The organism is Halonotius roseus (genome assembly GCF_006861655.1).
GTDB classification, from domain to species: Archaea; Halobacteriota; Halobacteria; order Halobacteriales; family Haloferacaceae; genus Halonotius; species Halonotius roseus.
On the sequence record NZ_SESI01000002.1, the window covers coordinates 626,426 to 652,811 of the forward strand.

The 26,386-nt window shown below is 63.9% G+C and carries 26 protein-coding genes; 12 read left to right on the forward strand and 14 right to left on the reverse strand.

All coding sequences use genetic code 11. The annotated features are described in order from the left end of the window. Positions 1 to 3: 3 nt before the first annotated feature. From EWF95_RS09250 to EWF95_RS09260, 3 genes are all read right to left on the reverse strand, one after another. Positions 4 to 813 carry an ABC transporter permease gene (locus EWF95_RS09250; protein WP_142443769.1) on the reverse strand — a complete coding sequence of 270 codons (810 nt, stop codon included), beginning with the start codon at positions 811 to 813 and terminating at the stop codon, positions 4 to 6. After that, on the reverse strand, positions 810 to 1,874 hold the full coding sequence (locus tag EWF95_RS09255) for an ABC transporter ATP-binding protein (RefSeq protein ID WP_142443770.1): 1,065 nt from the start codon (positions 1,872 to 1,874) through the stop codon (positions 810 to 812). The genes EWF95_RS09250 and EWF95_RS09255 overlap by 4 nt, the downstream gene beginning before the upstream one ends. Before the next feature lie 152 nt (positions 1,875 to 2,026). Further along, on the reverse strand, positions 2,027 to 3,034 hold the full coding sequence (locus EWF95_RS09260; RefSeq protein ID WP_142443771.1) for a PAS domain S-box protein: 1,008 nt from the start codon (positions 3,032 to 3,034) through the stop codon (positions 2,027 to 2,029). Positions 3,035 to 3,265: 231 nt separating this feature from the next. Between EWF95_RS09260 and EWF95_RS09265 the strand changes: the two genes are divergently transcribed. Beyond that, positions 3,266 to 4,573 carry a tRNA pseudouridine(54/55) synthase Pus10 gene (locus EWF95_RS09265; RefSeq protein ID WP_142443772.1) on the forward strand — a complete coding sequence of 436 codons (1,308 nt, stop codon included), beginning with the start codon at positions 3,266 to 3,268 and terminating at the stop codon, positions 4,571 to 4,573. 6 nt (positions 4,574 to 4,579) lie between these two features. Further along, positions 4,580 to 5,257, forward strand: coding sequence for a ribonuclease HII (gene rnhB / locus EWF95_RS09270; RefSeq protein ID WP_142443773.1), 678 nt, complete (start codon positions 4,580 to 4,582; stop codon positions 5,255 to 5,257). Here the strand turns inward: rnhB and EWF95_RS09275 are convergent. The 5 genes from EWF95_RS09275 to EWF95_RS09295 all read right to left on the reverse strand — a co-directional run bounded on the left by EWF95_RS09275 (position 5,254) and on the right by EWF95_RS09295 (position 9,195). Continuing rightward, positions 5,254 to 5,535, reverse strand: a complete 282-nt coding sequence (locus tag EWF95_RS09275; RefSeq protein ID WP_142443774.1) for a hypothetical protein — start codon at positions 5,533 to 5,535, stop codon at positions 5,254 to 5,256. The two genes, rnhB and EWF95_RS09275, sit on opposite strands and share 4 nt — an antisense overlap. Positions 5,536 to 5,576: 41 nt before the next feature. Then, positions 5,577 to 7,148, reverse strand: a complete 1,572-nt coding sequence (locus EWF95_RS09280; RefSeq protein ID WP_281285201.1) for a preprotein translocase subunit SecD — start codon at positions 7,146 to 7,148, stop codon at positions 5,577 to 5,579. Next, positions 7,145 to 8,035, reverse strand: a complete 891-nt coding sequence (gene secF, locus EWF95_RS09285; RefSeq protein WP_142443775.1) for a protein translocase subunit SecF — start codon at positions 8,033 to 8,035, stop codon at positions 7,145 to 7,147. The genes EWF95_RS09280 and secF overlap by 4 nt, the downstream gene beginning before the upstream one ends. Positions 8,036 to 8,115: 80 nt before the next feature. Further along, a complete protein-coding gene (locus tag EWF95_RS09290) occupies positions 8,116 to 8,601 on the reverse strand; it encodes a DUF5812 family protein (protein ID WP_142443776.1) in 486 nt (161 codons plus the stop codon). A 57-nt stretch (positions 8,602 to 8,658) separates the two neighbouring features. After that, the gene (locus EWF95_RS09295) at positions 8,659 to 9,195 is read right to left on the reverse strand and encodes a hypothetical protein (RefSeq protein WP_142443777.1); all 537 of its coding nucleotides are present in this window, start codon (positions 9,193 to 9,195) and stop codon (positions 8,659 to 8,661) included. A 104-nt stretch (positions 9,196 to 9,299) separates the two neighbouring features. Between EWF95_RS09295 and serB the strand changes: the two genes are divergently transcribed. Together serB and EWF95_RS09305 are read left to right on the forward strand one after the other, a co-directional pair. Next, positions 9,300 to 9,956, forward strand: coding sequence for a phosphoserine phosphatase SerB (gene serB / locus EWF95_RS09300; RefSeq protein WP_142443778.1), 657 nt, complete (start codon positions 9,300 to 9,302; stop codon positions 9,954 to 9,956). A 21-nt stretch (positions 9,957 to 9,977) separates the two neighbouring features. Next, the gene (locus tag EWF95_RS09305) at positions 9,978 to 11,021 is read left to right on the forward strand and encodes a Brp/Blh family beta-carotene 15,15'-dioxygenase (RefSeq protein ID WP_142443779.1); all 1,044 of its coding nucleotides are present in this window, start codon (positions 9,978 to 9,980) and stop codon (positions 11,019 to 11,021) included. Here the strand turns inward: EWF95_RS09305 and EWF95_RS09310 are convergent. Then, entirely contained in the window at positions 11,005 to 11,295 is a 291-nt protein-coding gene (locus EWF95_RS09310) for an AbrB/MazE/SpoVT family DNA-binding domain-containing protein (RefSeq protein WP_142443780.1), read from the reverse strand. The two genes, EWF95_RS09305 and EWF95_RS09310, sit on opposite strands and share 17 nt — an antisense overlap. Positions 11,296 to 11,652: 357 nt before the next feature. Between EWF95_RS09310 and EWF95_RS09315 the strand changes: the two genes are divergently transcribed. Both EWF95_RS09315 and EWF95_RS13585 read left to right on the forward strand, forming a co-directional pair. Then, on the forward strand, positions 11,653 to 14,121 hold the full coding sequence (locus EWF95_RS09315) for a DEAD/DEAH box helicase (RefSeq protein ID WP_142443781.1): 2,469 nt from the start codon (positions 11,653 to 11,655) through the stop codon (positions 14,119 to 14,121). A gap of 355 nt (positions 14,122 to 14,476) precedes the next feature. Then, entirely contained in the window at positions 14,477 to 14,650 is a 174-nt protein-coding gene (locus EWF95_RS13585; RefSeq protein ID WP_185911754.1) for a hypothetical protein, read from the forward strand. Positions 14,651 to 14,741: 91 nt separating this feature from the next. Here the strand turns inward: EWF95_RS13585 and EWF95_RS09320 are convergent, their stop codons facing one another. Beyond that, on the reverse strand, positions 14,742 to 15,353 hold the full coding sequence (locus EWF95_RS09320; RefSeq protein ID WP_142443782.1) for an Sjogren's syndrome/scleroderma autoantigen 1 family protein: 612 nt from the start codon (positions 15,351 to 15,353) through the stop codon (positions 14,742 to 14,744). A 314-nt stretch (positions 15,354 to 15,667) separates the two neighbouring features. Here EWF95_RS09320 and mdh point away from each other — a divergent pair, with 314 nt between their 5' ends. Then, positions 15,668 to 16,582 carry a malate dehydrogenase gene (gene mdh / locus EWF95_RS09325; RefSeq protein WP_142443783.1) on the forward strand — a complete coding sequence of 305 codons (915 nt, stop codon included), beginning with the start codon at positions 15,668 to 15,670 and terminating at the stop codon, positions 16,580 to 16,582. Positions 16,583 to 16,612: 30 nt separating this feature from the next. Here mdh and EWF95_RS09330 read toward each other — a convergent pair whose 3' ends face one another. Beyond that, positions 16,613 to 17,074, reverse strand: coding sequence for a DUF2391 family protein (locus tag EWF95_RS09330; protein ID WP_142443784.1), 462 nt, complete (start codon positions 17,072 to 17,074; stop codon positions 16,613 to 16,615). A 90-nt stretch (positions 17,075 to 17,164) separates the two neighbouring features. Between EWF95_RS09330 and EWF95_RS09335 the strand changes: the two genes are divergently transcribed. Beyond that, positions 17,165 to 17,845, forward strand: a complete 681-nt coding sequence (locus EWF95_RS09335) for a class I SAM-dependent methyltransferase (protein ID WP_142443785.1) — start codon at positions 17,165 to 17,167, stop codon at positions 17,843 to 17,845. A gap of 98 nt (positions 17,846 to 17,943) precedes the next feature. Next, positions 17,944 to 18,939 carry an AI-2E family transporter gene (locus tag EWF95_RS09340; RefSeq protein ID WP_142443786.1) on the forward strand — a complete coding sequence of 332 codons (996 nt, stop codon included), beginning with the start codon at positions 17,944 to 17,946 and terminating at the stop codon, positions 18,937 to 18,939. 47 nt (positions 18,940 to 18,986) lie between these two features. Here the strand turns inward: EWF95_RS09340 and EWF95_RS09345 are convergent, their stop codons facing one another. Beyond that, entirely contained in the window at positions 18,987 to 20,519 is a 1,533-nt protein-coding gene (locus EWF95_RS09345) for a stage II sporulation protein M (protein ID WP_142443787.1), read from the reverse strand. 245 nt (positions 20,520 to 20,764) lie between these two features. Between EWF95_RS09345 and uvrB the strand changes: the two genes are divergently transcribed. After that, positions 20,765 to 22,825 carry an excinuclease ABC subunit UvrB gene (uvrB, locus tag EWF95_RS09350; protein ID WP_142443788.1) on the forward strand — a complete coding sequence of 687 codons (2,061 nt, stop codon included), beginning with the start codon at positions 20,765 to 20,767 and terminating at the stop codon, positions 22,823 to 22,825. 69 nt (positions 22,826 to 22,894) lie between these two features. Next, a complete protein-coding gene (locus EWF95_RS09355) occupies positions 22,895 to 23,179 on the forward strand; it encodes a hypothetical protein (protein WP_142443789.1) in 285 nt (94 codons plus the stop codon). Here the strand turns inward: EWF95_RS09355 and EWF95_RS09360 are convergent, their stop codons facing one another. Next, a complete protein-coding gene (locus tag EWF95_RS09360) occupies positions 23,180 to 24,334 on the reverse strand; it encodes an SPFH domain-containing protein (protein WP_142443790.1) in 1,155 nt (384 codons plus the stop codon). A 130-nt stretch (positions 24,335 to 24,464) separates the two neighbouring features. On the opposite strand from EWF95_RS09360, the gene EWF95_RS09365 reads away from it, so the two are divergent. After that, complete coding sequence (locus EWF95_RS09365; protein ID WP_142443791.1) at positions 24,465 to 24,998, forward strand: 2'-5' RNA ligase family protein; 534 nt, start codon at positions 24,465 to 24,467, stop codon at positions 24,996 to 24,998. A gap of 17 nt (positions 24,999 to 25,015) precedes the next feature. Here the strand turns inward: EWF95_RS09365 and EWF95_RS09370 are convergent, their stop codons facing one another. Continuing rightward, positions 25,016 to 26,377, reverse strand: a complete 1,362-nt coding sequence (locus tag EWF95_RS09370) for a cytochrome P450 (RefSeq protein WP_142443792.1) — start codon at positions 26,375 to 26,377, stop codon at positions 25,016 to 25,018. Between the last annotated feature and the right edge of the window lie 9 nt (positions 26,378 to 26,386).

Consider the following 26,386-nt stretch of genomic DNA (forward strand, 5'->3'; position numbering starts at 1 on the left):
TCCTCAGTCGGTCAGCCCGTAGCCACGCTTGAACAGCCACACGTTGAGCACGGCGACGACGGCCGTTCCGCCGGTCAACAGCCCCAGAGAGAGCTGTGGGTCGACCTCGCTGACCCCGAGGAAGCCGTAGCGAACGCCGTTGACCATGTAGACCATCGGGTTCAACAGCGAGATATCCTGCAACAGCGGCGTCAGATCCTCAAGGGAGTAGAAGACGGCTCCAAAGAACACCAGCGGCCGGAGCAGGAACTGGTTCATCATCGTCAGGTCGTCGAAATCCTCCGCCAGCAGGCCGCCAACGATGCCGAGACTCGAAAACAGCATCGTGATCACCAGCAGGAAGGCGACCAGATACAGCGGCTGCTCGACGGGAACCGGCTGGTAGAGCCCCCCGATGATGAAGAAGCCGAGCACGCCGATCAGTGTCCCGACCAACACGCCGCGCAACGCCGACGACAGCAGGTAGGCCCATACCATCTGGGTGTACGACAGCGGCGAGGTCAGCGTTTCGTCGATATACTCGTTCCACCGCCCGTGGAAGATCGAAAACGAGGCGTTCTCGAAGGCGTTCGACACCGCGCCGAGCACGACGAGGCCGGGCAGGATGAACAGGATGTAGGGAACGCCGATGATCTCGCCAACACGACTCCCAAGGACGACGCCGAACACCGAGAAGTACAGCACGTTCGTGATAAACGGCGGGATGAAGGTATTTTTTGGCCGGCGGACGTAGCGAAGGATCTCGCGTTTGACCAGCGTGTAGAAGCCCGTCGGGACGCCCGCGGCTGCTGCCGCGCGGTCGACGACGCTCATCGCTGGCCTCCGTCGGGGGCGACCTGCTGTTCAGCCCGCGGGGAATCGTCGTCTTCTATGTCGGTGTCGTCGCCAGCCGCGTCAGCGTCGCTGTCGACATCACTCGCGTCGCCAGCAGCGGTGTCGCCGTCGTCGTGACGCGTCATCTCGACGAAGACCTCCTCAAGGGAGGTGCGGGTGATCTCGAGATCGACGATCTCGATGCCTTCGCGGTCGAGTTCGCGGACGAGCTGTGGGGCGACCAGGCCGCCGTTGCGGGCGGTGACGGTGAGCTGGTGGCCGTCGAGATCGACCGCCTCGACGCGGTCGTCGCCGGCGAGCAGGTCGGGAAGCGTCGCCGGCGGCTCGCGGAGTTCGACCACAATCTGATCGGTGCCGCGATCCTTCAGCTCCTCTGGTGTCGCCACCGCCCGCACCTGCCCGGAGTCGAGAATGGCGACCTCGTCGCAGAGCCGTTCGGCCTCCTCGATGTAGTGGGTCGTCAGCAGGATCGTTTTTCCTTGGTCGTTGAGTTCGGTGACCAGTTCCCAGAGATCACGCCGGAGCTGCACGTCGACGCCGGCGGTCGGTTCGTCGAGAATGAGGAGATCGGGGTCGGTGATGAGTGCCCGCGCCAACAGGAAGCGGCGTTTCATCCCGCCGGAGAGCCAGTCGAAGCGGGTGTCGCGTTTGTCGTAGATGCCGACCTGTTTGAGCACCTCATCGGCCCGGTCTTGGGCCTCCTCGGCTGGAATCCCGTGATAGCCAGCCTTGTGCTCTAGAACTTCGCGGATCGGAAAGAACCGATCGACGTTGAACTCCTGAGGGGCAAGCCCGATGGCGTTGCGCGTTTTCCGGTAGTCGGCCTCTACGTCGTGGCCGAAGACGCGGGCATGGCCGCCGGATTTCCGGACGAGGCCGACGAGGATGTTGATAAACGTCGTTTTGCCCGCGCCGTTGGGGCCGAGCAGGCCGAAGAAGCTGCCCTCGGGGACGGTCAGCGAGACGCCGTCGAGGGCGGTCACGTCGTCGTACTCCTTGCGGAGGTCATCGATATCGAGAGCGGGTGGCGACTGACTCACCTGTCTCCCCCCATGTGTTGAGCGGTGGCTGCCGTCGCGTTCGTGCGTGAATTATCTGGGGTCACAGATCCCGGAGAAGCCTCCATGTCGTGGTGATCTATTAGTGTGGTAGGGCGTAAATGCTGCCCGGTTTGGTCGGCGAGGGGTCGGAATCAGCCACGCCGTTTTGGGAGCGCGATCTCGACCACCGTTCGCTCGATGCTGTTTTCCGTGACTGAAATACGGCCGCCATGGGCGTTGATGATCGTCTGCACCTCCCACAGCCCGATCCCATCGCCGTGTTCCAACGGATCCGGATCGTAGCCGCCGACGATGGGTTCGATCTCCAACTCCGGGATCGGTCGTCCCGTATCGGCGATGCGGATATACACCTGTTCGTCCGCCGGGCTGTCCGTGACCGACACCGTGACTTCCAACCCGTCGTGTGGGTTGTGCGTGACGGCGTTTTCGATGAGTTCCTCGATCGCCGCACGCAGCGTCGCGTCAGCGGTCGCGTCGGCCTGCTCGATGTTGATCTGCCATGCGATGTCGGGATACTCGCGCTGATACGTCTCGGCGATCTCGGTCACCAGCTGTTGGATGTCGCATGTTCCCCCATGCGATCCCGCCCGCGTGACCGATTTGATCGTATCGATCCAGCTCGTCAGGCTCAGTAGCTCCGAGACGTTCCGCTGGATGCGGTCGACGATCTCGCTGTCCGCGGAGTTCTCGTCGATATCGAGCTGCTGGAAGAAGCCGTCGATGACGTTGAGCTTGTTGCGGAGGTTGTGACGGGTGATCCGGGTGAGCACGCGGAGATGCCGCAGGTTGAGCTTGTACTCGGAGATGTCACGCACGAGGGCGACCACGTAGGTGGTGTCGTTGATCGTGAGATCCGACAGTCGCACCTCAACCCAGTAGAGCTCGCCCGTTGCTCGCTTGTTCCGCCACTCAAACCGCTGTGAATCCCCGGCCGCAGCAGCCTGTATTCGTTGCACCGCTTCGGCTTGCGAAAACGACGCCGAACTGAACTCGGCTACGTCCATCCCTCGAAGCTCGGCTTCGGAGTAGCCGTACAGCTCCTCGGCAAACTCGTTCGCATAGAGTATCGCGCCGGTTCCCGGGTCATGGATCATGACTCCAACATCTAAGGTGTCGAACTGACTGGGAACCGCAACCATAGGTAGTCCGCGTCTCGACAGCGGATAAGCCTTGGTATTATTTTGTTTTCTTCCGACTTTTGTCAAATATTGTGAAATATACGTCCCTCAGTATCGAATTGTCGTTAAAACACCGTTTTTGAGCTGTTGAAACCGGCATCGCCTGCTTCCCGCGGCGGCAGCCAGCGGACGCGGCTATATCTCACCATACTGAAAGGCAAGACAGTTATCGCCGCCGCTGTTGCCGCCTGTATGGACTTCCTTGCGGACGCCCGTGCCGTCATCGACGCCGGCCCGGTCTGTGATAGCTGTCTGGGTCGCGTGTTCGCCGACCGCAGCTTCGGGCTCTCGAACGCCGACCGCGGCGAGGGGCTGCGCACCGCTGTCGCCATCGCCGACGACGAACCCTACGAGGCGGTCGCCCCCGACGACTGCTGGGTCTGTGACGGCGAGTGCGGCCGCTTCGAGGAGTGGGCCGACCGCGCGGCCGCTGCCGTCCAGACTGTCGACTTCGACACCTACCAGGTCGGCACCCGGACGCCGCCGCTGATCGAGGAAAACGATCGCCTGCTGCGTGAGGATGCCGGGCTCCCAGACGACGCCGGCGAACTGTTCAAATCGAATTTTAATCGGGAGGTTGGCAAACGGATCGGCCGGCAAACCGGTACCGACGTCGACTTCGGCCGACCCGACATCCAGTTCACTCTCGATCTCGCCACCGACCGCGTCGACACCCAGCTCAACTCCGCGTTCGTCTACGGCCGGTACCGCAAGCTCGAACGCGATATCCCCCAGACAGAGTGGCCCTGCCGGGAGTGTCACGGCAGCGGCCGCCGGCGCGGCGAGCCCTGCGATCACTGCGACGGCGAGGGGTATCTCTACCCCGAAAGCGTCGAACAGTTGACCGCACCTGTCGTCGAGGAGGCGATGGACGGCAGCGACGCAACGTTCCACGGCGCGGGCCGGGAGGATGTCGACGCGAAAATGCTCGGTACGGGGAGGCCGTTCGTCATCGAGGTCGAGGAGCCGCATCGCCGCCGGGTCGACACCGACGACCTGGAAGCCGACATCAACGCCTTCGCCGACGGGAAGGCAGAAGTCGAGGGGTTGCGGCTGGCCAGCTACGAGATGGTCGAACGCGTCAAAGGACTCGATGCCTCGAAAACGTATCGGGCCGCCGTCGAGTTCGACGCCGACGTGAGCGACACGGATCTCACCGCCGCGATCGCCGACATCGACGGCGCGACGATCAAACAGGAGACGCCCCAGCGCGTCGACCACCGGCGGGCGAGCAAAACCCGCACCCGTGAGGTGTTGTCAGCGAGCGCGGAACACGAGGACGCCCGTCATGCGACCGTCGATATCCACGGCGAGGGCGGCCTCTACATCAAAGAACTCATCTCCAGCGACGAGGGGCGAACCGAACCGAGTCTCGCAGGACTGCTCGGCGTCGACGCGACCGTGACCGCACTCGACGTGCTCGCCGTCGAGGGCACCGAGGAACCCTTCGAGCGCGAGGAATTTTTCGTTGGGAACCGCAACGACGACACCGACGAGTAGCGACCCATGGCGACCTACCAAATCGGCGTTGATGAAGCCGGCAAAGGCCCCGTGTTGGGCCCGATGGTCGCTGCCGCAGTTCGCGCTGATGAGGGCGACCTCCCTGACGGCATCGACGACTCGAAGCGACTCACCGCCGCCACACGCGAATCGATAGCGACCCAGCTTTGGGAGTCGTCGACGATCGCCGTCGGCCTCGGCATCGTCACGACTGACGAGATCGACGACCCCGAGACGGATATGAACAGCCTGACCGTGGCCGCGCAGGTGCGAGCACTGGGCGAGGTCGCCGGCGAGGGCGACCACGCGCTCGTCGACGCCGGCGACGTGTCGGAATCACGGTTCGCTCGTCGAGTGCAGGAGGGCGTCGCCGACGCCGGAACCGACACCGAGAGCGGTGTCGCTATCGACGTGACAGCCGAGCACGGTGCCGACGAAGCCAGTCGGCTGGTGGGCGCGGCCAGCGTCATCGCCAAAGTCGAACGCGACAGCCGGATCGACGCTCTCGACGAGGAGTATGACGACGATATCGGCAGCGGCTACCCGAGCGATCCGACGACCCGCGCGTTTCTCGCCGACTACGTCGACCGCCACGGCGAACTGCCGGCCTGTGCGCGGGCGTCGTGGTCGACCTGCGAGGACGTGTTGGCCGCCGCCGAGCAGTCCGATCTGGCGGAGTTTTAGCGGAACGGTGGCAGTCGCCAGCCGTAGGCGATCAACAGCAGGACGCCGACCGCACCGACAACAAACGCAGCCGGTGGTGCGTCGATAGCGATCAGAATCCCGACAACGGTTGCGATGCCAATGGCACCGATCACAAATCCGCTGCCGAACTGAGAGATCGCTCGGAGCACGCCACCGAGGCCGGTCGCATCGCGCTGATCGAGTTCCTCACGAACGACGCGTCTGATCGCGGCTTCGGTCTCGGGATCAAGTACTGTGTCGTCGTCAGTGGAGGGCATCACCCGTGCTTTGGAAGCAAGCGAAAAAAGCGGCCGGGGTTTCAGCGTTCAGTCAGGAGATTCCGCAGGATGTCACCGTAGGCCGGCCGGGTGACGAAGACACCGACCAGCACGCCGAGGATGGTGAAGATGGCAAAGCCACGAAGATCGCCCAGCGACAGCACCGCCAGCGGCGACATGGCGATGATCGTGGTTGCGGCGGCAACGCCGATCACCCAGAACGCCTTCTTGAACCGCGAGCTGAACACCCGCCGGCTGGAGACATCGCCCTCGGCCATCACCCCGTCAGCGATGATCACGAGGTCGTCGACCCCGGTACCGAGCACCGCGATGAAGCTGGCGATCACTGAGAGATCCAGCGGATAGCCGAGATAGGCGGCGAAGCCAAGCAGGATCAACACCTCGGAGAACGCCGTCAGGATCATCGGTAGTGCGACCTGGGGTTCGCGGTAGCGGGCGAAGACGACGCCGGAGACGGTGAGAATCGCCAGCAGCCCGATGATCAGCGAGTCGGTGCGGAAGTTCTCACCCTGGGTCGGCGAGACAAACGAGGTCGTCCCCTGATCGATCGCCAGCGGGGCCGGCAGCGCGCCAGCCCGGAGGTTGATAGCGATCTCCTGGGCCTCCTCGAAGGAGGTCGTCGTCAGCACAAAGCTCGGGCTCTGGGCCCACTCGCCGCTTCGCATGCTGTTTGCGAGATCGCTGTTCATCCCGAAGGAGTTGATGACCTCACCGTCGACGACGAGCTGGAGACACGGATCGGTGTTCTGTGGGTTCTCCTCGTAGCGACAGGTCGCCCCGCCCTGTTGGGCGACGCCGGTCTCAACGACCGCCGACTGGAACTCCTCAGCAATCCCCTCGTCCTGGCGGATCGAGACCGGCACACGCGGGTTCGGATTCTGGCTGCTAGGTTGGCGGGCGTTGCTGATCGAGGCGAAATCGTTCTGTGTCAACACGGCACGCTCGGTGACATACTCGCCGGCGTCGTTCTGGTGGTAGATGTCAATCCGAACGTTTCCGCGCTGCTCGATCAGATCGATCACGTTGCTCCGATCCTGGCCCGGCACCTCGATGAGCATGAAAAAGCCGGTGCCATCGGTGACCTGCTGGACGCTGGCTCCCGACAGGCCGGCCTGATTGACCTTTCCTTCGATGACGTTGATCGCCTCATCGCGGGTCTCCTGGGTCAGGCCATCACGGATCGACTCGTAGCTGTAGCCCGCCGCATCAAGGGCGTCGCCGAACTGTGATTCCGACACATCAGGATCGACGACCTCAACGGTCGGCCCGTTGAGCGTCCCGCGTCTGACCGACACATCGGTCGTGTCGCTGTCTGGGAGTTCGTTGGCGACGGCGGCCGCGACGTTGGTGGTGGATTCGTTGCCGATGTCAACGTTTTCGGCGGTCATCCCGATCAGCGGCGCGCGGATACGGGTGCCGCCGGCGAGATCAAGGCCGTACTGGAGGTTTGTGAGTCGATCGCCGGTGGTCGCGTTCTCGCCGCCGACGTTCGTCTGTGGGGCCATCGTCGGCGAAAACACCACAAACAGCGAGACCAGCAGGATGACCGCAAGCAGCGTCAGCCGCCAGTTGGATTTGAGCTTCTCGATCATGCTTTCACCCCGCGGTTGACATACCAGCGAAGCAGGCTCACGTTCAACAGATAGGTGTTCATCAGATCGGCGAGCAGGCCGACAACGAGGACGATCCCGATGGCGGTCATGATCTGGATGCCGAAGAGATACGCCGCGATCGTCATTACGGCCATCGCCGCGATCGAAGTCAGCGTCATCGTCACCCCGGTACGCATCGCCCGGCTGGTCGACTCATAGAAGTCGCCGGACTCCCGAAGCACGCTGTTGTTAAGCAGGATATCCGAGTCGACGCTATACCCGATCAACATGAGCAACGCGGCGACCGTCCCGAGTGAGAGATTGATCCCAAGCAGGTTCATGATCGCCAGCGGGAGCATTACGTCCGAAAACGCCGAGGCGATGACCGCGATCGATGGCGCGATGCTCCGGAACATCACGAACACCAACACGCTCATCCCGAGGAAGGCGACGAGCACGCCGCCGAGGGCGATCGTCTGTGTGTTTGCGCCAAAGCTTGGCGACACCGAAGAGCTGGCCTGGATCGAAAAGCCGGCCGCCTCGGCCTGCTGTTCTAAGATGCTGAGCTGATTGCCGCCGTCAGGCGTGTCGACAACCCCCTCGGAGAACGTGAGAATGTAGGTGTCATCGGCCGCGATCTGCCGCACCGAATCCGGTTCGGCAGTAAAGGCCGCATCGATCTGTTGGGCGGCGTTGCCGCCGGGATCCTCGATCCGAAGCTCCGAGCCGCCGACGAACTCCAAGCCGAGGTTCGCCGGCGCGCCGGTGAAGAGATACCAGCCACCGATCACGAGCAGCGCGACCGCGAGCAACGCCAGCGGAACCGCCACCAGCTGGCGGTTCGAATACTGGGTGTAGTCGACGGTCGGTACCGAAAGCTGAGCCATATTGTCGGTGGAATACAGGGTTGAATAAGCCTTCTCATATTCCGGAAGCGAACACGGGGGAAGCGACCGTCTGGGACGAACTACGGCAGGTATCGAACGCTGACGACGCCGGGTGCCGACCGGATCTCGACGCGATTGACGCCCAGGCGGGCGGCCCGCGACAGCGTCGCCTCCCGATCCTCAAGCACGTCGTCGACGGCGGTCGCGGTGTCGTCTTCTGGAACCGTAAGAACGTGCAGTTCGCCGGTGCCTGCCCGTGGTTCGGTCGTCAGCTCGCCGACCGGCTGATCGGCGGCCAGCTCCTGTTCGCGGGCGGTCGGCGGCTCCTCGCTTTCCGCTATCGACAGCGACCGTCGCTCGTCGATCTCGGTGAGCTGCCACGAGACCTCCATCGGCGGATCAGGGGCGACCGTTCCCTCGATCGCGTCGTCGACCTCGACGCCGGGGTTCGAGGCGAGGGTGTGTACCTGTCCGTCGTGGACATCCTTCAGCACGGCCGACTCGTCGTCGGCGTGGGTGACGAGGAACGTGCTCTCCTTTGGGTCGGCTGTCGACTCGTCGTTCATACACATGCGTAGCGACGACACCGTGTTGTCGGTTTCGACCCGCTATCGTGGCGGCATCTATCGGGAGAGCACGTAATGAGCAGCGGCCAGCAGGCCGAGCATCCCGGTTGGCGGGGTGATCGCACCGATCTGCGGGATCGCATACAGGATGGCGATTATCGGGGCGAAGAGCCCGCTCGGCTGCGGGCGGGTCACCGTCTCGCCGTCAAGCGTGAACGATTCGGGCATCGAGATAATCGCCGCGACGTACAGCGAAATCAGGAAGGCGTAGCCGAGGGCTGCCATGATCGTATCGTAGCGAGGGTGGTACGACAGCCCCTTGCGGTGTTTGCGGGCGACAAGCAGCGTCGGCGCGAGCAGCGGCCCGGCGGTAAACAGCCCGAGAACGGCGATAAACGTCCGCGACAGCGTCAGCGATCCGCCCGGTGTCGATGCCGTCTGGCCGATCCAGACGATCAACGCGAGGGTGAACAGGCCGCCGATAAACAGCGCGGCGAGCGTGCCGACGATGACGTAGAGCCGGAAAAACAGCGAGTCACCCTGCCGGAAGGCGTAGGGGAACGCGCCGATGACGCCGCGGTAGGCCTCAGCCATTGACGACGGTAGTGTCGCCGGCGAATTAAACGCCGCGGGATCGACCGCCGCGAAGATCGAGCAAAGACGGGTGTTTTTCATGCCCTGCCCGCCAACAGCCGGCAATGAGCCTCATTGCGTTCGATTTCGACGGCACGCTGTCGAACTCGGAGATGACCGTGCTGCTGGGCGAAAAGCTCGGTGTCGCCGACGAGATGGCCGACATCACCGAGCGGGCGATGAACAACGAACTCAGCTACGCCGAGAGTCTGCGCAGCCGCGCGGGGCTGCTGGCCGGGCTGAGCGAGGTCGACGCCAACGACGCCTACAGCGAGGTCGTCCTCCGACCCGATACGGCGGCCCTGATCGACCGCCTGCGCGAAGCCGGCCACACGGTCGCCATCTTCACCGGCGGCTTCGAGCGCGGCGTCGCACACGCCCTCGACGACGCGGGCACCGAGGTCGATCACATCGTCGCCAACGCCCTGCCCATCGAAGACGGCGAACTCACCGGCGAGGTCACCGGCCCGCTCATCGAGGGGACGAAAGACGACCAACTCGAAGCACTGGCAGCCGATCTCGGCGTCGACATGGACGAAACAGTCGCCGTCGGCGACGGCGCGAACGACCTCCCGATGTTGGAGGTCGCCGGGCTCGCGGTCGGCTTCGAGCCGAAACCGGCCGTCGAACCCTCCTGCGACGACGTGGTGACGACGATGGCCGAGTTGGGCGACCTGCTGGAAGCCAGCGGCGTGCTCTCGGCGGCCGTCGATAGCAACTGAGAGGCTGCTAGCCACCCAACCATGGATACGTGGAGCCGCGAGACGACCGTCGGCCGACTCACGATGACGCTGCCGCTCGTCGTCATCGCGCTGGCGATCCCGTTCGGGGTCGTCATCGACGATCTTCCGCAGGCGGTTCGGTTCGCGCCGTTCGTCGTGAGCGTCGGGCTGTTCGGCCTGCCGCACGGCGCGGTCGATCACCTGATGCCGCTCCGACTCGGCAATGTCCCGCTGAAGCGGTCACTGGCGGTCGTTGGCGTCGTGTATGCGATTCTTGGCGGGCTGTATCTCGCAGTCTGGGCACTCTCGCCGGCGGTCGCACTGCTGGCGTTTCTCGGCATGACATGGTTTCACTGGGGACAGGGGGATGCCTTCGCGCTACGAGCGTTCGGCGGGGGCGATCACATCCGCACGCGAAGCGACCGCTGGGCGTCGCTCGTCGTCCGCGGCGGGCTGCCCATGTTGGTGCCGCTGCTCGGCCAGCCCGAAGGCTACCAGCGAGTCGTCAACGGAATTATCGAACTATTCGATCCGGCATCAACAACCGCGCTATCCCCCCTGTTTCGAGTGGACACGCGTCTCGCGCTTGGGATTGGATTCGGGGTATTCACCCTGAGCAGCCTGCTGTGGACGGCTCGCCATGTATGGAAGGCTGACACGTCCGCGGGAGGGCTCGCGTGGGACGCAGTGGAAATCGGGCTGTTGTGGCTGTTCTTCTGGCTCGTCCCGCCGGTATTCGCGGTCGGGCTCTACTTCGCAGTCTGGCACTCGGTGCGGCACATCGGCCGGCTGGCGATTGTCGATCCGGCTGCTCGACAGGCCCTCGACAGCGGAGAGTGGCCGACCGCACTGGGACGATTCTACCGGGATGCCGCACCGCTGACGGTCGCGTCGCTCGCGCTGTTCGCCGGGCTCTACGTCTGGGTGCCAACCGATGGCTCGCTGAACGCGTTGCTGGCGATCTATCTCGTCGGCATCGCCGTGTTGACGCTGCCGCACGTGGCCGTGGTGACGTGGATGGATCAGGTGCAGTACGAGAAATCGAGGATTACTGATCGTCAGTAACGGTTTCGCCCGAGGCAGCACCGCTCTGAATCGCGTCGAGATGCGACCGTGACTGTGCATCGAGTTCGCCTCGTGGTTTCGGCTCTGGATCGGCAGAAATCTCATCGATCAACGTCTCCATTCGGTCGAGAATCCGCTCCGGTGGTGGCCCTGGTTCGATGACGACGGTGTCGTCAACATGGCGAATCGTCACCTCGGTTCCGGGGGTGAGGTCGAGAGAATCACGGATCTCCTCGGGGATTCGAATCCGACCCTCGGAATCGACCGTTGGCATATCCGAATCAACGGACGGAATGAAAATAGCTGTTTGGTCGGGAATACGATCAGGCAAGCAGGTAGGTCAGCCGGCTGGGAAACTGGCTTCCTGGCGGCCTGCGAAAATCTTCGATTTTCGGGCGACCAGAAGCCCCGCTTCTGGTAGACTGAAAGGGCGAGGCACTCTCGGCGAACCCCGGCGACGTAAGCACTGCAGGAGCGAACGTAGTGAGCGACGAAGCGCGCAGCGAGCCGCGGGAGTCGAGAGTGCCGAGGGCTTTCTACACCTCTCAACTACTGCTAAATCTGAAAACTACTACTTCACTTCCACCCTGCTCGGCGAACGCTTAACCGCGACGCGGCCGAACCGCGCCCAATGGCGGCCACCGAAGACGTTGGCTACATCTCCCACCCGCTGCTCGCCGAGGCGTTCATCGAGCGGCGGCTCTACCAACTCCAGTTGGCCGACGCCGCGAAACAGGGCCACACGCTCGTCTGTCTGCCGACCGGCCTCGGCAAAACGACGGTTAGCCTGCTGGTGACAGCCGAACGCCTGCAGGAGGTCGGCGGCACCGCGCTCCTGCTCGCACCGACGAAACCCCTTGTCCAGCAGCACGCCGAGTTCTACCGGGAAGCTCTGCAGATTCCCGACGACGAGATCGTCGTCTTCACCGGCGAAGTGCGTCCCGAGGATCGCGCCGAGCTGTTCGAGTCAGCCAAAATCGTCATCGCCACGCCGCAAGTGGTCGAAAACGACCTCGTCGGTAACCGGATCTCGCTGGCCGACGTGACGCATCTCACCTTCGACGAGTGCCACCGCGGCACCGGCGACTACGCTTACGTCTACATCGCCGAGCGGTACCACGCCGACGCCGACCAGCCGCTCGTGACCGCGATGAGCGCGTCGCCCGGCGGCACCAAAGAGGACATCGAGACCATCTGCGAAAACCTCGGTCTCGACGGCGTCGAAGTAATGACCGAAGACGACGCCGACGTTGACGAGTTCACGCACGACACCGACGTGGAATGGAAACGGATCGACCTCCCGCAGGAACTGCTCGATATTCGGGACGGCCTCAACGAGGTGATCTCGGATCGGCTCGAACAACTGCGCGAACTCGGCGTGACGAAGGCGACGAGCCCCGACATCTCCCAGAAACAGCTCAACAAGATCAGCGCGGAGTTGCGAAAACTGATGGACAACGACCAGTCGGAGGGCTATCAGGGCATGTCAACGCACGCTGAGATCATGAAGCTCCGGCGCGCGGTGACGCTCGTCGAAACCCAGAGCGTCGAATCCGTCCGGCGGTATTTCGAACGCCAGCGCAACGCCGCCGAGAGTTCGGGAGCCTCGAAAGCCAGCCAGCGACTCGTATCCGAGCCGAAAGTCCGGGAGGCAATGCGCAAAATCGAGAGCTTCGACGACCGCCACCCGAAATTCTCACAGACGCGAATCCTGCTGGCCGAAACGCTGGGGATCAACGACGGCGAGCGCGTGATCGTCTTCACCGAATCCCGCGACACCGCCGAAGCCCTGACCGAGTTCCTGAGTGAGAGCTTCGCCACCGAACGGTTCGTCGGGCAAGGCGACAAGGAAGGATCGGATGGGATGACCCAGACCGAACAGCAAGAGACGCTGGATCGGTTTCGCAACAACGAGTTCGACGTGTTGGTCTCCACGTCGGTCGCCGAGGAGGGACTGGACGTGCCCGAAGTCGATCTCGTCTTGTTCTACGAGCCGGTGCCAACAGCGATCCGGTCGATCCAGCGAAAGGGTCGCACCGGGCGGCAGACGACCGGCCGCGTCGTCGTCCTGCTGGCCAACGACACGCGCGACGAGGCGTACTTCTGGATCGCCCGCCGCAAGGAGAAACAGATGGAGTCCGAGCTCCGCCAACTGAAGGGCGTCGCCGACGAGGTCGAGGAAGAGTTGGACGACGATCAGTCCGCGCTCGATCAGTTCGACGGCGAGGCCAGCGACGCGAGCGATGGAGTCGCTACATCGGCAGCGACGAACGGTGGGAGCGAGGCCACCGAGAGCCAGCCCGGCTTGGCGGATTTCGGCGAAACCGACGGCAACGACGAAAGCGTAGATGAGACGAGCGACGACGACAGCGACACAGCGAACGGCAGCGACGTAGAGAGCGACACCGACGAAGAAATCGTCGCCAACGCCGGTACCGACACCGACGAGGTCGAGATCGTCGCCGACCAACGCGAGTTGGAATCGACGGTCGCCCGCGACCTCTCGAAACGTGAGGGAATCACGACCCGCCTCGAAACGCTGGCGGTCGGCGACTACGTCCTCTCCGACCGAGTCGCCGTCGAGCGGAAATCGGTCGCGGACTTCCTCGATACGCTGACCGGCGGCGACCGGTCGATGTTCGAGCAGGTCGGCGACCTCGTCCGCAACTACAGCCGGCCGGTCGTCATCGTCGAGGGCGACGACCTCTACAGCGAGCGCAACGTCCACCCGAACGCGATCCGCGGCGCGCTGTCGAGTCTCGCGGTCGATTTCAACGCGAGCATCCTCCGGACTGAGGACGAGAGCGAGACCGCCGAGTTGCTGGCGACCATCGCCCGCCGCGAGCAGGAGACCCGCGACCGCGAGGTGTCGGTGCACGGCGAAAAGAGCACGAAGACGCTGGCCGAACAGCAGGAGTACGTCGTCGCCTCGATTGCCGACATCGGCCCTGTGACGGCACGGTCGCTACTGGAGGAGTTCGGGACGGTCGAAGCCGTGATGACCGCACGGGAGGACGACCTGCTGGAAGCCGACGGCGTCGGCGCGGTGACCGCTGAGAAGATTCGGGATGTCGTCGGCAGCGAGTACGACGGCGAGTAGTCGACGGTGAGAGTTCGTGCTGAGCTGAGTGTGGCAGTTACTCCGTCGCTCGGTTCCCCCTCTTGTTCGGGATTGCAGGGCGCGTATTTTGGAGCGAGCGAGGAGATATCTCCAGTGGAAGAACTCCCGTTGTGAGTGCCTATGAGTACGTTTCTCTCGCTGTAGAGCAGTATGTGAGCGTTACACACGCTGAGGCAGCACGGCTGGGTCAGTTGACCAAGGTGAGAGATCTGAGTAATTCAATTCTATAGTTCAAATATCCATACTCGACCAATATTAGGTCGTATAAACTATTAACCGGATAGTGTATCGCTTAGTCCTTAAATTTATTAGCAACAACACCTACGCAACGCATATGATTCGAAAAATCAGGAAAACAGTGTGTTCCCACGAGTACGAACTCCGGTCGGTTGATACGTCGGAGTTCGTCGCCTTCGAGAAGTGCTCAGAGTGCGGCAGTACCCGGCAGCGCGATGCCGCCGAGATCACTGTCGATTACGGAGAATCGGAGTACAGAACTGCTGCATAGCTCCGCTACGCCTGCACGGCGATTCGATTACGGGCAGTAGAAGAGATTGATTCTGTAAGAGAGCCACCACCGCGAGAAGAGCAGCGTGTCGCTACTCGAATTCGAGCGCGCGCAGCGTTTCGGCGGCCTCACGGGCGGCAGCCAGTAGTTCCTTCGCACGGCGCGGATCGTCGGTTTTGGCGGCCTGCTGGGAGAAGCGCGTGATCGTACCGATGAGTGACTGGCGAGCCGTGGTGAGTCCCTCGGTCGGGGGCGACGACTGCGAGGTCGATTGCTGCGTCGACTGCTGGGTCGGCTCCGGAGGTCGGCCATCGCTCGCGCCAGGATGGCCGTTGGTCGCGGGCGTATCGGTCGGCGTCGATTGCGGCTGCGTCGCCGACGACTCGGGTTCTGTCGCGGGCGACTGCGCAGCGTTGGCTGGCTGTTGTGCCCCGTTTGCCTGCTGGGTGTCCATCGGTTGCTGCGTGTCAGCCTGCTGCTGCGCATCGGCTGGCTGCTGGGTGCCGGCCTGACAGGTCGGACAGAACGTCTGGCCGTCGTGACTGAACAGCGGGTCACCACACTCATCGCAGTGCTGGTTCGTCATCGTCGCCCCCTTCAGCAACAGCTCGCTCATGCGCTTGGTGTTGGCCCGTTTCGCCTCGTCGTCGGCGTACTTCTTCCGGAGCTTCTCGCGTTCGGCTTCCTTATCGAAGTCGCTCATACGCGAGGAGACGGGCGGACACCGGAAAAACACAGCGGCTCGATGGAACGGTCATATTCAGATAAGCGGTTGAGTGAGTGATTACATATAGAAAGCCCTCGGCTCTCTCGGCTCCCGGGACTCGCTGCGCTCCTCGTTCGCTTCGCTCACTGCGGTGCTTGCGTCGTCCGGGTTCGCCGGGAGAGCCTCGCCCTTTCAGTCCGCCAGGAGTGCGGCTGATCGGCCGGCTGACCCAGCTACTTGGCTGGTCGTCGCTGAACAACGGAGGTGAAATCACCGAAACGCTTACTCGAAATCCGGACGGATGTCAACACATGGCAAAAGTGTCAATCGTCGGTGCGGCGGGCACCGTCGGCGCGGCGACCGGCTACAACCTCGCACTGCGGGATGTCGTCGACGAACTCGTCTTCGTCGACATCCCGGATATGGAAGACGAGACGGTCGGCCAAGCCGCCGACACCAACCACGGCATCGCCTACGACTCGAATACGGTCGTCCGGCAGGGCGAGTACGCCGATACCGCCGGCTCGGACGTGGTCGTCATCACCGCCGGAATCCCGCGGTCGCCGGGTGACACGCGGCTCGATCTCGCCGAGGACAACGCGCCGATCATGGAAGACATCAGCGCGTCGCTGGCCGAGCACAACGACGAGTTCGTCACTGTCACAACCTCGAACCCGGTCGACCTGCTGAACCGACACCTCTACGAGACGGGCGACCGCCCCCGCGAGCACGTCATCGGTTTCGGCGGCCGGCTGGATTCGGCGCGGTTCCGCTACGTCCTGAGCCAACGATTCGACGCGCCGGTCAAAAACGTCGAAGCAACGATCCTCGGCGAGCACGGCGATTCGCAGGTGCCGGTGTTCTCGAAGGTGCGCGTCGACGGCCGCGACCCCGAGTTCGACGGCGACGAGAAAGACGAGATACTCGCGGATCTCCAACAGTCGGCGATGGACGTGATCGAGCGGAAGGGCGCGACCCAGTGGGGGCCGGCGACCGGCGTCGCCCACACGGTCGAAGCGATCCTCAACGACACGGGCGAGGTGCTGCCCTGCTCGGTCGTTCTCGACGGCGAGTTCGGCCACGACGACACCGCCTTCGGTGTCCCCGCGAAACTCGGGGACGACGGCGTCGAGGAGATTGTCGAATGGGATCTCGACGACTACGAGACGAAGCTGATGGCCGACGCCGCCGAGAAGCTGGCCGATCAGTACGACCGGATCGCCTGACAACACGGTAAAAACCGACACGGCCGAGCGTTAGAACACGCTGTCAGCGGTCGCCGCGCCGACGACGCTGAAGACCGCGCCGACGCTGATCGCCCGGAACGTCACCGTGGCGACCTCGTATATCGGGACGGCCGGCGGCGAGCCGACAAACGTCGCCGGCGCGTCGAAAACGGCCGCGAGGATCGCCACCGAGCCGAAGGCGACGACCATCAGCGAGATGAATCGGATCGGCACGCCGGCGACCTGCTGTTCGTCCTCGGGATCGCGTTTTGTGTCCGCCCGGTAGAGCGCGCCGTACCCGATCAACGCGACAAGAACGATGGTGAGTGCCGCCTGAAGCTGGCCCATACTCGCCGCCAACACCCAGACCTCCTCGGTGACGACAAACGGACCGGCCAGCAGGAAGCCGCCAACAAGCTGTTGGGCGGAGTCGGCGAATCGAAACCGACGCCGAAGCCGGCTGCCGGACGGAAGGATCGGGCGCGGTCGCATACAGGCCAGAAGAGCGTCGTCGTGATAAATCGGCGGGCCGCCGTGGCGGCAATGCCGATGTGTTTAGGCCCTCGCCGCAAAGAGCCAGCTATGAGCGCACGCAAGGAGTTCGATAGCTGGGCCGCCGAGGGCCGCGACAAAGGGATGGAGGATCGCCACTGGCATACCGCCAAACACGTCCTCGCCCGGATGCCGATCGAGCCGGGCGACATCGTCGTCGACCTCGGTACGGGCAGCGGCTACGCGCTGCGCGCCCTGCGGGAGACCGCCGATATCGGCCGCGGATACGGCCTCGACGGCGCGCCGGAGATGGCACGTAACGCCGCCGACTACACCGCTGACGACGCGGTCGGCTTCCTCGTCGGCGACTTCGACGCCCTGCCGTTTGCCGACAACAGCGTCGACCACGTCTTCTCGATGGAGGCGTTCTACTACGCCCGCGATCCGGGCCACACCCTTGCGGAGATCCGGCGCATCCTTCGACCAGGCGGGACATTCTACTGTGCGGTCAACTACTACGAGGAAAACGAGGCGAGCCACGCCTGGCAGGACAACATCACCATCGAGATGACACGCTGGGACAGGGCGGAGTACCGCGAGGCGTTTCGGGACGCCGGCCTCCATGTCGCCGAACAGGACACCATCGCCGACCGCGAGATCGAGATTCCGCCGGCCGAGGCGTTCCCGACCGACGACTGGGAGACACGCGCGGCGATGGTCGACCGCTACCGGACGTGGGGGACGCTGCTGACCGTCGGCGTCGCGCCGTAGTCGGCGATCGGCACGAACGGCATAGTCGACAACCGACACGAACGGCGTAGTCAACGGTCGGCACGAACGGTTTTGTGACTGGCCGAACGCATGCCGGTATGGATCGTCGACTCGCCGTGCTTGGGGGGACACTGGCCGGGATCGCCGGGCTGGCGGCGGTCATCCTTATCGATGTGCTCGGGACGGTCTTTTTCGCGCTGACGGTCGCGTTTTTCCTGGCCCCGTTGCGGCAGTGGCTACGACAGCGGGGTCGCTCACGGCTCACGGCGACGGTCGCGGTGACGACCGCCGCGTTCGTCGGTGTGATCGCGCTGTTCGCGCCGATCGGGTATCTGGTCGGTGCGCGGTTCAGCGAGGTGGTCGCGCTGCTGAGCTCGCTGCCGACAACGATCCCGATCGAGATCGCAGGGTTCAGCGACGAGATCGTCATCGCTGACGCGTTGGTCGTTGTCGAATCATGGTTCCGAACCGCGGCAACCCGGCTCGTCGCCGCCCTCCCCGTGTTGCTCATCAAGCTCACGCTGTTCGTGCTGTTGGTGTTCTCGCTGCTCTACAACGAACGCGACATCAGAAGCAGCGTCCTCGCGGTCATCCCGCCGAGCGAACGGGATATCGCCCACGCGCTCCACGAACGCACCCGCGAAACGCTGTACGCGCTGTACGTGCTCCAGGCCGCCACCGCACTGGGGACGTTTCTGATCGCCCTGCCGGTGTTTTTCGTCTGGGGGTACAGCTCACCGTTTGCGCTGGCAACGGTCGCCGCGATCCTCCAGTTCATCCCGGTCGTCGGCCCGAGTGTGTTGATCGCCGCCCTCGTGATCGGGGAGTTCCTCGCCGGCGACGTGGTCGGGGCGGTGGGGATCGGCGTGGTCGGCGGCGGGCTGATCGCGTGGCTGCCGGATCTGGCGATCCGACCGCGGTTGGCGCGGCGGACAGCCGATCTCGACGGCAGCCTCTACTTTATCGGCTTTGTCGGCGGGCTGTTGAGCCTCGGGGCGATCGGGGTCATCGTCGGACCATTGGTCGTCGCGCTGCTGGCGGAGACCGCCGGCCTCGTCGCCGACGAGTTCGATATCGAGGCCGAAGAGAGCTGACGCCGCGTCGCTCGTGGCAGCTCACAACACGATCGCCGCGATCACCGTCACAACACGGCCGCCGCGATCGCCGGCGTCAGAAACGCCTCGATGAACGCGGCGACGACAAGGACGACCGCCAGCCCGAGCAACACCCGGTAGGCCAGCCGAAGCGTGTCGACAAGGGTGGTAACGGTCGCACCGCCGGTGAGGACGCCGAGGACGACAGCCGCGATATGGAACCCGAGCCCGCCGGCAACGAAGATGGCCGGCAGTTCGATGACGCCGTGGGGTGCCACCAACGCGAGAAACGCCGTCGAGTCAGTCACCCCATACAGCGCGCCGATCAGCCCGCCGTTGAGCAGCATGTCGACACCGGTGGGGACGCCGAGTGCCAGCCCGCCGAAGGCCGCTGTCGCCGACACGAGCCAGTTGTTGGCCGCCAACATGACGAACGTATCGACGGGGAAGGAGCCGAACACCAGTCCCGGCTCAGCAGGGGTCGGGATCTCCGCGCCGAAGCCGGCGGTCACCTGGTAGCCGACGATCGCCGCGGCGGTGAAGACAGCCGTCGCAAACAGCACCGACAGCGGCGCGCGGCGGAGAAAGCCACCGAGGGCGACCAGCCCATCGCGGAACGCGGCGACAAACCGAGTGCGGTGGGGTCGGTTCGTCGCGTGTTCGTCTGCGACTGTGTCGCTGTCAGCCGTGATCGGAAACGATCGGTCAGCGTAGAGCCCGAACTTGAAGATATCAAGAAACGGTAACAACAGCAGCGGCCCGACGATGCCGGATAGCTGTGAGACACCGAGCATCGAGAACAGCGATCCAAGGATCGAGAGCACCGCAAAGACCGTGAGGGCAACGAGGACGTAGCCGACGATCATCCACGGGCGGGCAACCGGCAGGCGCGCGCTGCGACGAATACCGCCGGCGAGCCCGACATCGTCGGCAACGATCGACTGGCCGGTAAACGCCAACAACAGCGAGCTGACGACGATCAGCCCGACGCCGAGTATCACCCCGACCGCGGTGGCGGCGAAACCCGCAGCCGGCGAGAGGGCAAACAGCCCCACGCCGATCACGATGGGAACAAGCCCGAGAAGGGTAAACACCGTCTGGAGGATCGACAACCCGACAAACGAGGGCCAATCGTCGGCGAGCCCGCCGAGGGCCGCCCGAACCCCGTCGTCGCCGACGAGCGCCCCGTAGATGCCGTGAAGGACAGCGGCATTCGAGAGACCGCCGGCGACAACACCGACGAGAAGCGCGACGACGACCCCGCCGCCAAGCAGTGCGACAATACCCGGCGAGAACACGTTGCCGACGGCGGCTTCAAGCTCTGCCGGGATCGGTGGCGGTGTCGTTTCAAACGCCGCCGGGTCGAGATCGGTCGATTGGAGGAACGCTTCGAGTTCGGTCACCAGCGTTTCGAGACGGCCGTCACTCACGAGGAGCGCGAGGGCAGCACCGATCGCCACCACCAGCGGGACGCGAACGGTCGCGGTCAGCCCGATCCCGACCAGATAGACCGGGAGCACGTCCGCTGGGCGGTCGACCAGGAGCCGAAGGCCGGTTTGGAGGGCAGATCCAACGGTCACACGCCGATGTATATCGTGAGGGCTCCTAATGGCTCCGACTCAGCGTGCAACCGAGCGGCGAGCACGCCGGAGACGGCGTTTTCCAGTCGAAACCGAGGGGGTTGGAATGGCGTCACACACCACGGGGAGCCACGTCGATGCCGAATCAGCATGTCGACGACGGTCGAGCAGGTCGAGGCCAAGTCGATCATGCCGACGACTCGCTCACCGCGGTCGTCAAGTACGTTCGCTACCAACAATCGCCAATGAGTGACGCGGAGTCCGGGCCGCTTCAGCCCGACCGTCCGGGCGAGGATCACCCCTTCACTGTCGACGCGCCGTTCGAGCCCGCGGGCGACCAACCCGACGCCATCGAGCAGTTGGTCGCGGGCTACGAGTCGGGAATGGACGAACAAACCTTACTCGGCGTTACCGGCTCTGGGAAGACAAACACGGTCTCGTGGGTTGTCGAGGAACTCGATACACCGACGCTCGTCTTGGCGCACAACAAGACGCTGGCCGCCCAGCTCTACGAGGAGTTTCGGGAGCTGTTCCCCGACAACGCCGTCGAGTATTTCGTCTCCTATTATGACTACTACCAACCCGAAGCGTACGTCGAGCAGACCGACACCTACATCGACAAGGATATGTCGATCAACGAGGAGATCGAGCGGCTGCGACACTCCGCGACCCGGTCGCTGTTGACGCGAGACGACGTGATCGTCGTCGCCAGCGTCTCGGCGATCTACGGGCTGGGCGATCCGAGCAACTACCGGGAGATGGCCCTCGAACTGACGACCGGCCAGCAGATCGACCGCGACGAGCTCCTTGCTCGGTTGGTCGATCTCAACTACGAGCGCAACGACGTTGACTTCCAGCAGGGCTCTTTCCGGGTTCGGGGCGACACCGTCGAGATCTTTCCGATGTACGGCCGCTACGCCGTCCGCGTCGAGTTCTGGGGCGACGAGATCGACCGTCTGCTGAAGATCGATACACTCAACGGCGAGGTGCAATCCACCGAGCCAGCGGCCCTCATCCACCCCGCCGAGCACTACTCGATTCCCGAGGGCACGCTTGAGCAAGCCATCGGGGAAATCGAGGAGCTGATGGAAGACCGCATCCGGTACTTCGAGCGCGAGGGCGACCTCGTCGCCGCCCAGCGGATCGAGGAGCGGACGACCTTCGATATCGAGATGCTGCAGGAGACGGGCTACTGCTCAGGTATTGAAAACTACTCTGTCCACATGTCGGATCGGGAATCCGGCGAAGCCCCCTACACCCTGCTCGATTACTTCCCCGACGACTTCCTCTGTGTCGTTGACGAATCTCACGTCACCCTCCCGCAAATCAAGGGCCAATACGAGGGCGACAAATCCCGCAAGGATTCACTGGTCGAAAACGGGTTCCGGCTGCCGACGGCCTACGACAACCGCCCGCTGACCTTCGAGGAGTTCGAGGACAAAACCGAGCGAATGCTCTACGTGAGTGCGACGCCCGGTGACTACGAGATGGAGCACTCCGAACAAGTCGTCGAACAGATCGTCCGACCCACCTACCTCGTCGATCCCGCCATCGAAACCGCACCCGCCACGGGCCAGATCGACGATCTCACCGACCGCATTGACGAGCGGATCGCACGCGACGAGCGAACACTGGTCACAACGCTCACCAAGCGGATGGCCGAAGACCTGACCGAGTATCTCGAAGAGAGCGGCGTCGATGTCGCCTACATGCACGACGAAACTGACACGCTGGAACGCCATGAGCTGATCCGAAGCCTCCGGCTCGGCGAGATCGACGTGTTGGTCGGGATCAACCTGCTGCGCGAAGGTCTCGATATCCCCGAGGTCTCGCTGGTGGCGATTCTCGATGCCGACCAAGAGGGGTTCCTCCGCTCGGAGACGACGCTCGTCCAGACGATGGGCCGGGCCGCCCGCAACGTCAACGGCGAGGTCGTCCTCTACGCCGACGAGACGACCGACGCGATGGAGGCCGCCATCGAGGAGACCCAACGCCGCCGCCGGATTCAACGCGAGTTCAACGAGGAGCACGGCCACGAGCCGACAACGATTGACAAAGCCATCGGCGAAACGAACCTGCCGGGCTCGAAAACCGACACCGGCGGCGTCGCAGGCGATTCGCCGACGACCGACGACGAGGCCGACCGGCAGATCGAACAGCTCGAAGATCGCATGCAGGAGGCCGCCAACAACCTCGAATTCGAGTTGGCCGCCAACATCCGTGATCGGATTCGGGAGTTGCGACAGGAGTTCGATCTTGACGGCGGCGACGAGGGTGTTGCACCCGAAACGGAGCCCGAGTTCTGAGCGACAGCCGATGATCAAACGCTGGGAACCGCGGAAACGCCTTTGACTGTGCACCGTGAGAGGGTAGATATGGACTCATCGTCGGCCGACGCCAGCCCGCAGTTCGAGGAGATCGACCCGCCGCCGGCGGTCGACAACTGGCTCGATCTGATCGACTATCTCACCGGCGAACTCGCCGACAACGAGGAATCACTCGAATGCGAACTCGACGACGTAACCCTCGATGTCCCGATGCGGATGAGCCCCGACGCCGAAACCGCCCGCTGGAAGTTCGACGGTGACGTAACCGTCAGCCTCGGCGAGGTGCGCGTCCCGCTCCGTGAGTGGCGCGAATACTGGCAAAACGCCGAGTAGCTACTCGGTCTCAACTTCGGGTTCGAGTTCTTCCTCGTCGTCGACCTCGACACCGACATTCGAGTGGTCGGCCTCCGTGAGATTCGTCAGCAGCTCGTCGATGTTGTCGAGACCCAGAATCGACCGCGTTTCCTCATCGAAATCCCTGCTTTCGAGGGCTGAGCCCGCCGATTGTATGTCGCTGCCGCTGAGGTGGCCGCCGTAGCGACCGACCAGCGAGGTGAGTTCCTGCGGGATGATGAACGTCGAGGAGTCGCCCTCGCCGATGCGTTCGAGGCTCTCCATCCCGCGTTCGATGATCGCGCGTTCGCCCATCGCCTCGGCGGATTTGGCGCGCAGGACAGTCGAGATCGCATCACCCTGGGCTTCGAGGATCTGGCTCTGTTTGTCACCCTGCGACCGGATGATGTCGGCCTGTTTGTCACCCTCGGCAGTTTCGACAGCCGAGCGGCGTTCACCCTGGGCTTCGAGGATCATCGCCCGGCGGCGACGCTCGGCGGAGCTCTGTTCTTCCATCGCGCTTTTGACGCCAGCAGCGGGGCTGACCTCCCGGACTTCGACAGCTTCGACACTGATCCCCCACTCGTCGGTCGGCTCGTCGAGATCGCGGCGGATGCGGCTGTTGATCATCTCGCGCCGGGAGAGCGTGTCGTCGAGCTCCATATCACCCAACACGGCCCGCAGCGTCGTCTGGGCGAGGTTCGAGATCGCGGTCTCGTAGTCGTCGACCTCCAGGAAGGCCTTCTTCGCGTCGACGATCCGGTAGTAGACGACGGCGTCAGCCGTGACCGGCGAGTTATCGCGGGTGATCGCTTCCTGTGGTGCCACGTCGATGACGCGCGTCCGAACGTCGAAGGCGTAGGTGCGGGAGACGAACGGCGGAACCAGATTGAGACCGGGTTCAAGCAGGCTGCGGTACTCGCCGAACACCGTCAGCGCGCGCTTCTCGTAGGCGTCGACGATCTCGACCGCGCTGACGAGCGTCACCGCAAGGACGAACAGCGCGAGAACACCGACCGCGACGATCGGATCGAGGCTGGCGAAGACCAACAGCCCGACGAGGGCAGCCCCGACGGCGGCCACCGTTCGCCAGACACCATCGGGGATGTCGTCGGTGAGGGCGGTGAGTTCTTCGAACTCCGAGCGGGAGGACATACCGGATCAAGGCGATGGCGACACTTACGCCTATCCCCACAGCAGCGGTGTCAACGCGAAAGGGTGGCCCGTGAGCGACATGGTGCGGCACGAAAGGAGTGTTTTTGCGGCCGCGGAGCCGATAGGGTGTGTGTTCAGCCTCAACGCCCCCGTTCCGGGAGCCGTCAAGCGGCTCGCAAGCGACCTCCAGCCGCGGCTGCTCGATTTCGAGCAGGTTCGGGACGACCACACACTCGTCGTCAAACGGTTTCCCGAGGAGGAGTTGGCAAACGGCCATCCGGAGCACCAGCTGGCGACACTCCAAGAACGGCTGCGACCGGTGATCGGTGGGCTGCCCGCAGTCGAAGCCAAGGTCGACGAGATCGGCGTCTTCGAGCAGCCGGTTCGTGGCGACGGCCCAGTGGTCTATCTCCGGGTTGACAGCCCCGGGCTCCGTCGGATTCATCGGACGCTGACCGACGCCTTTGGGGTGGTCGACGGGCTCGAAGGCGACGACTACACGCCACACGTCACCCTCGCACGCGGTGGGTCGACCGCGGCCGCGGCGGCCGCAGCACAGCTGCGAGAGCGGGAGATCGACCCGGTCACCTGGACGGTCTCCGAGCTCGTGATCTGGGACGCTCGCCACCGCGAGCCGGCGGCGCGGTTCGGGCTGCCAGCCTGATCGGGAGCGGAACCTCCTTATCTGGATTCCAGCCGCATCGCCACCGGCTCCTTCGGGTGCATTGTCAACGACCCACGGAGATCGAGAGCGTCGCCGAGGTAATCGAGGCGGTACTCCTGGGCCACAGTCGCCAGGATCAACTTCGCTTCGAGCATCGAGAACTGCTTGCCGATGCAGTGTCGGGGGCCGCCACCGAACGGGAAGAATGAAAAGCGCGGCCGGTCGGCCGCCCGCTCCGGCGTCCAGCGATCAGGATCGAACTGTTTGGGGTTGTCATACCACCGCGACGACCGGTGGACGACCCACTGCGGCAACATCAGGCCGCTGCCGGCCGGAATGCGGTAGCCGCCGATCTTCACATCGGCTGTCGCCTCACGGAACAGGGTGTACACCGGCGGGTAGAGCCGCATCGCCTCGTTGAGCACCTGCTCGGTGTACTCCAGCTGTCGGGCGTCGGCCGCTGTCGGCGTCGCACCGTCGAGTACCGAATCGAGTTCGGCGTGGAGACGACGCTCGACCTCGGGATGTTGGGAGAGCAGATACCAGGTGTAGGTCAGCATCAGCGCGGTCGTGTCGTGGCCGGCCAACAGCATCGTCATCATCTCATCGCGGATCTGCTGGTCGGTCTGCTCGCCGCGATCCTTCGCGCGGAGCAACAGCGAGAGTAGATCCATCGGCTCGTCGGTGTCGGCGTCGACGGGGGTCTCCGCACCCGCTTCGTAGCCACCTGCCCGGCGGTCGGCGACGATGTCGTCGATCACAGATTCGAGGTCGGCGATCGCCGCCCGGAACTCGCGGTTCTCGGCGGTCGGGGCCCAGTCGGGGATCAGCCGGCGGAACGGATCGGGCTCAAAGCGCGCACCCAGCGGTTCGAGATTTTCCTGAACTCGCTGAACCCGCTCCTCGCTGATATCGGTTCCCAGCATGGCAGTGACGATGATCCGCACCGTGAGCCGGGCCATCTCGATCTGGATGTCGAGACGATCGCCGTCGCTCCAGTCGCCGATCGCTGACTCAGTATGATCGACCATCATATCGCCGAGCGTCCGGATGCGGCGGCCGTGGAAAGCCGGGTTCGCCAGCTGGCGTTGTTGTTGCCACGTCTCGCCCTCGCTCAACAGCAGGCCATCACCCAAGAGCTCGTAGATCGCGTCGTCGCCGAGATCCAGCTTCGGGAACCGGTCGGGTTCGGTGACGAGGACACGCTTGATGTCCTGTGGGTTTGTCAGCATATACAGCGGGATCGGGCCGAGATCGAAGGCGACGACATCACCGTAGGCGTCGGCACACGCCGTCATAAACTGGAAGGGGTCGTCGGCAAACTGCTGACCGTTACCGAACAGCGGAACACCCTGCGGACCCGGGGGCCGAATACTCATAGATTCTGT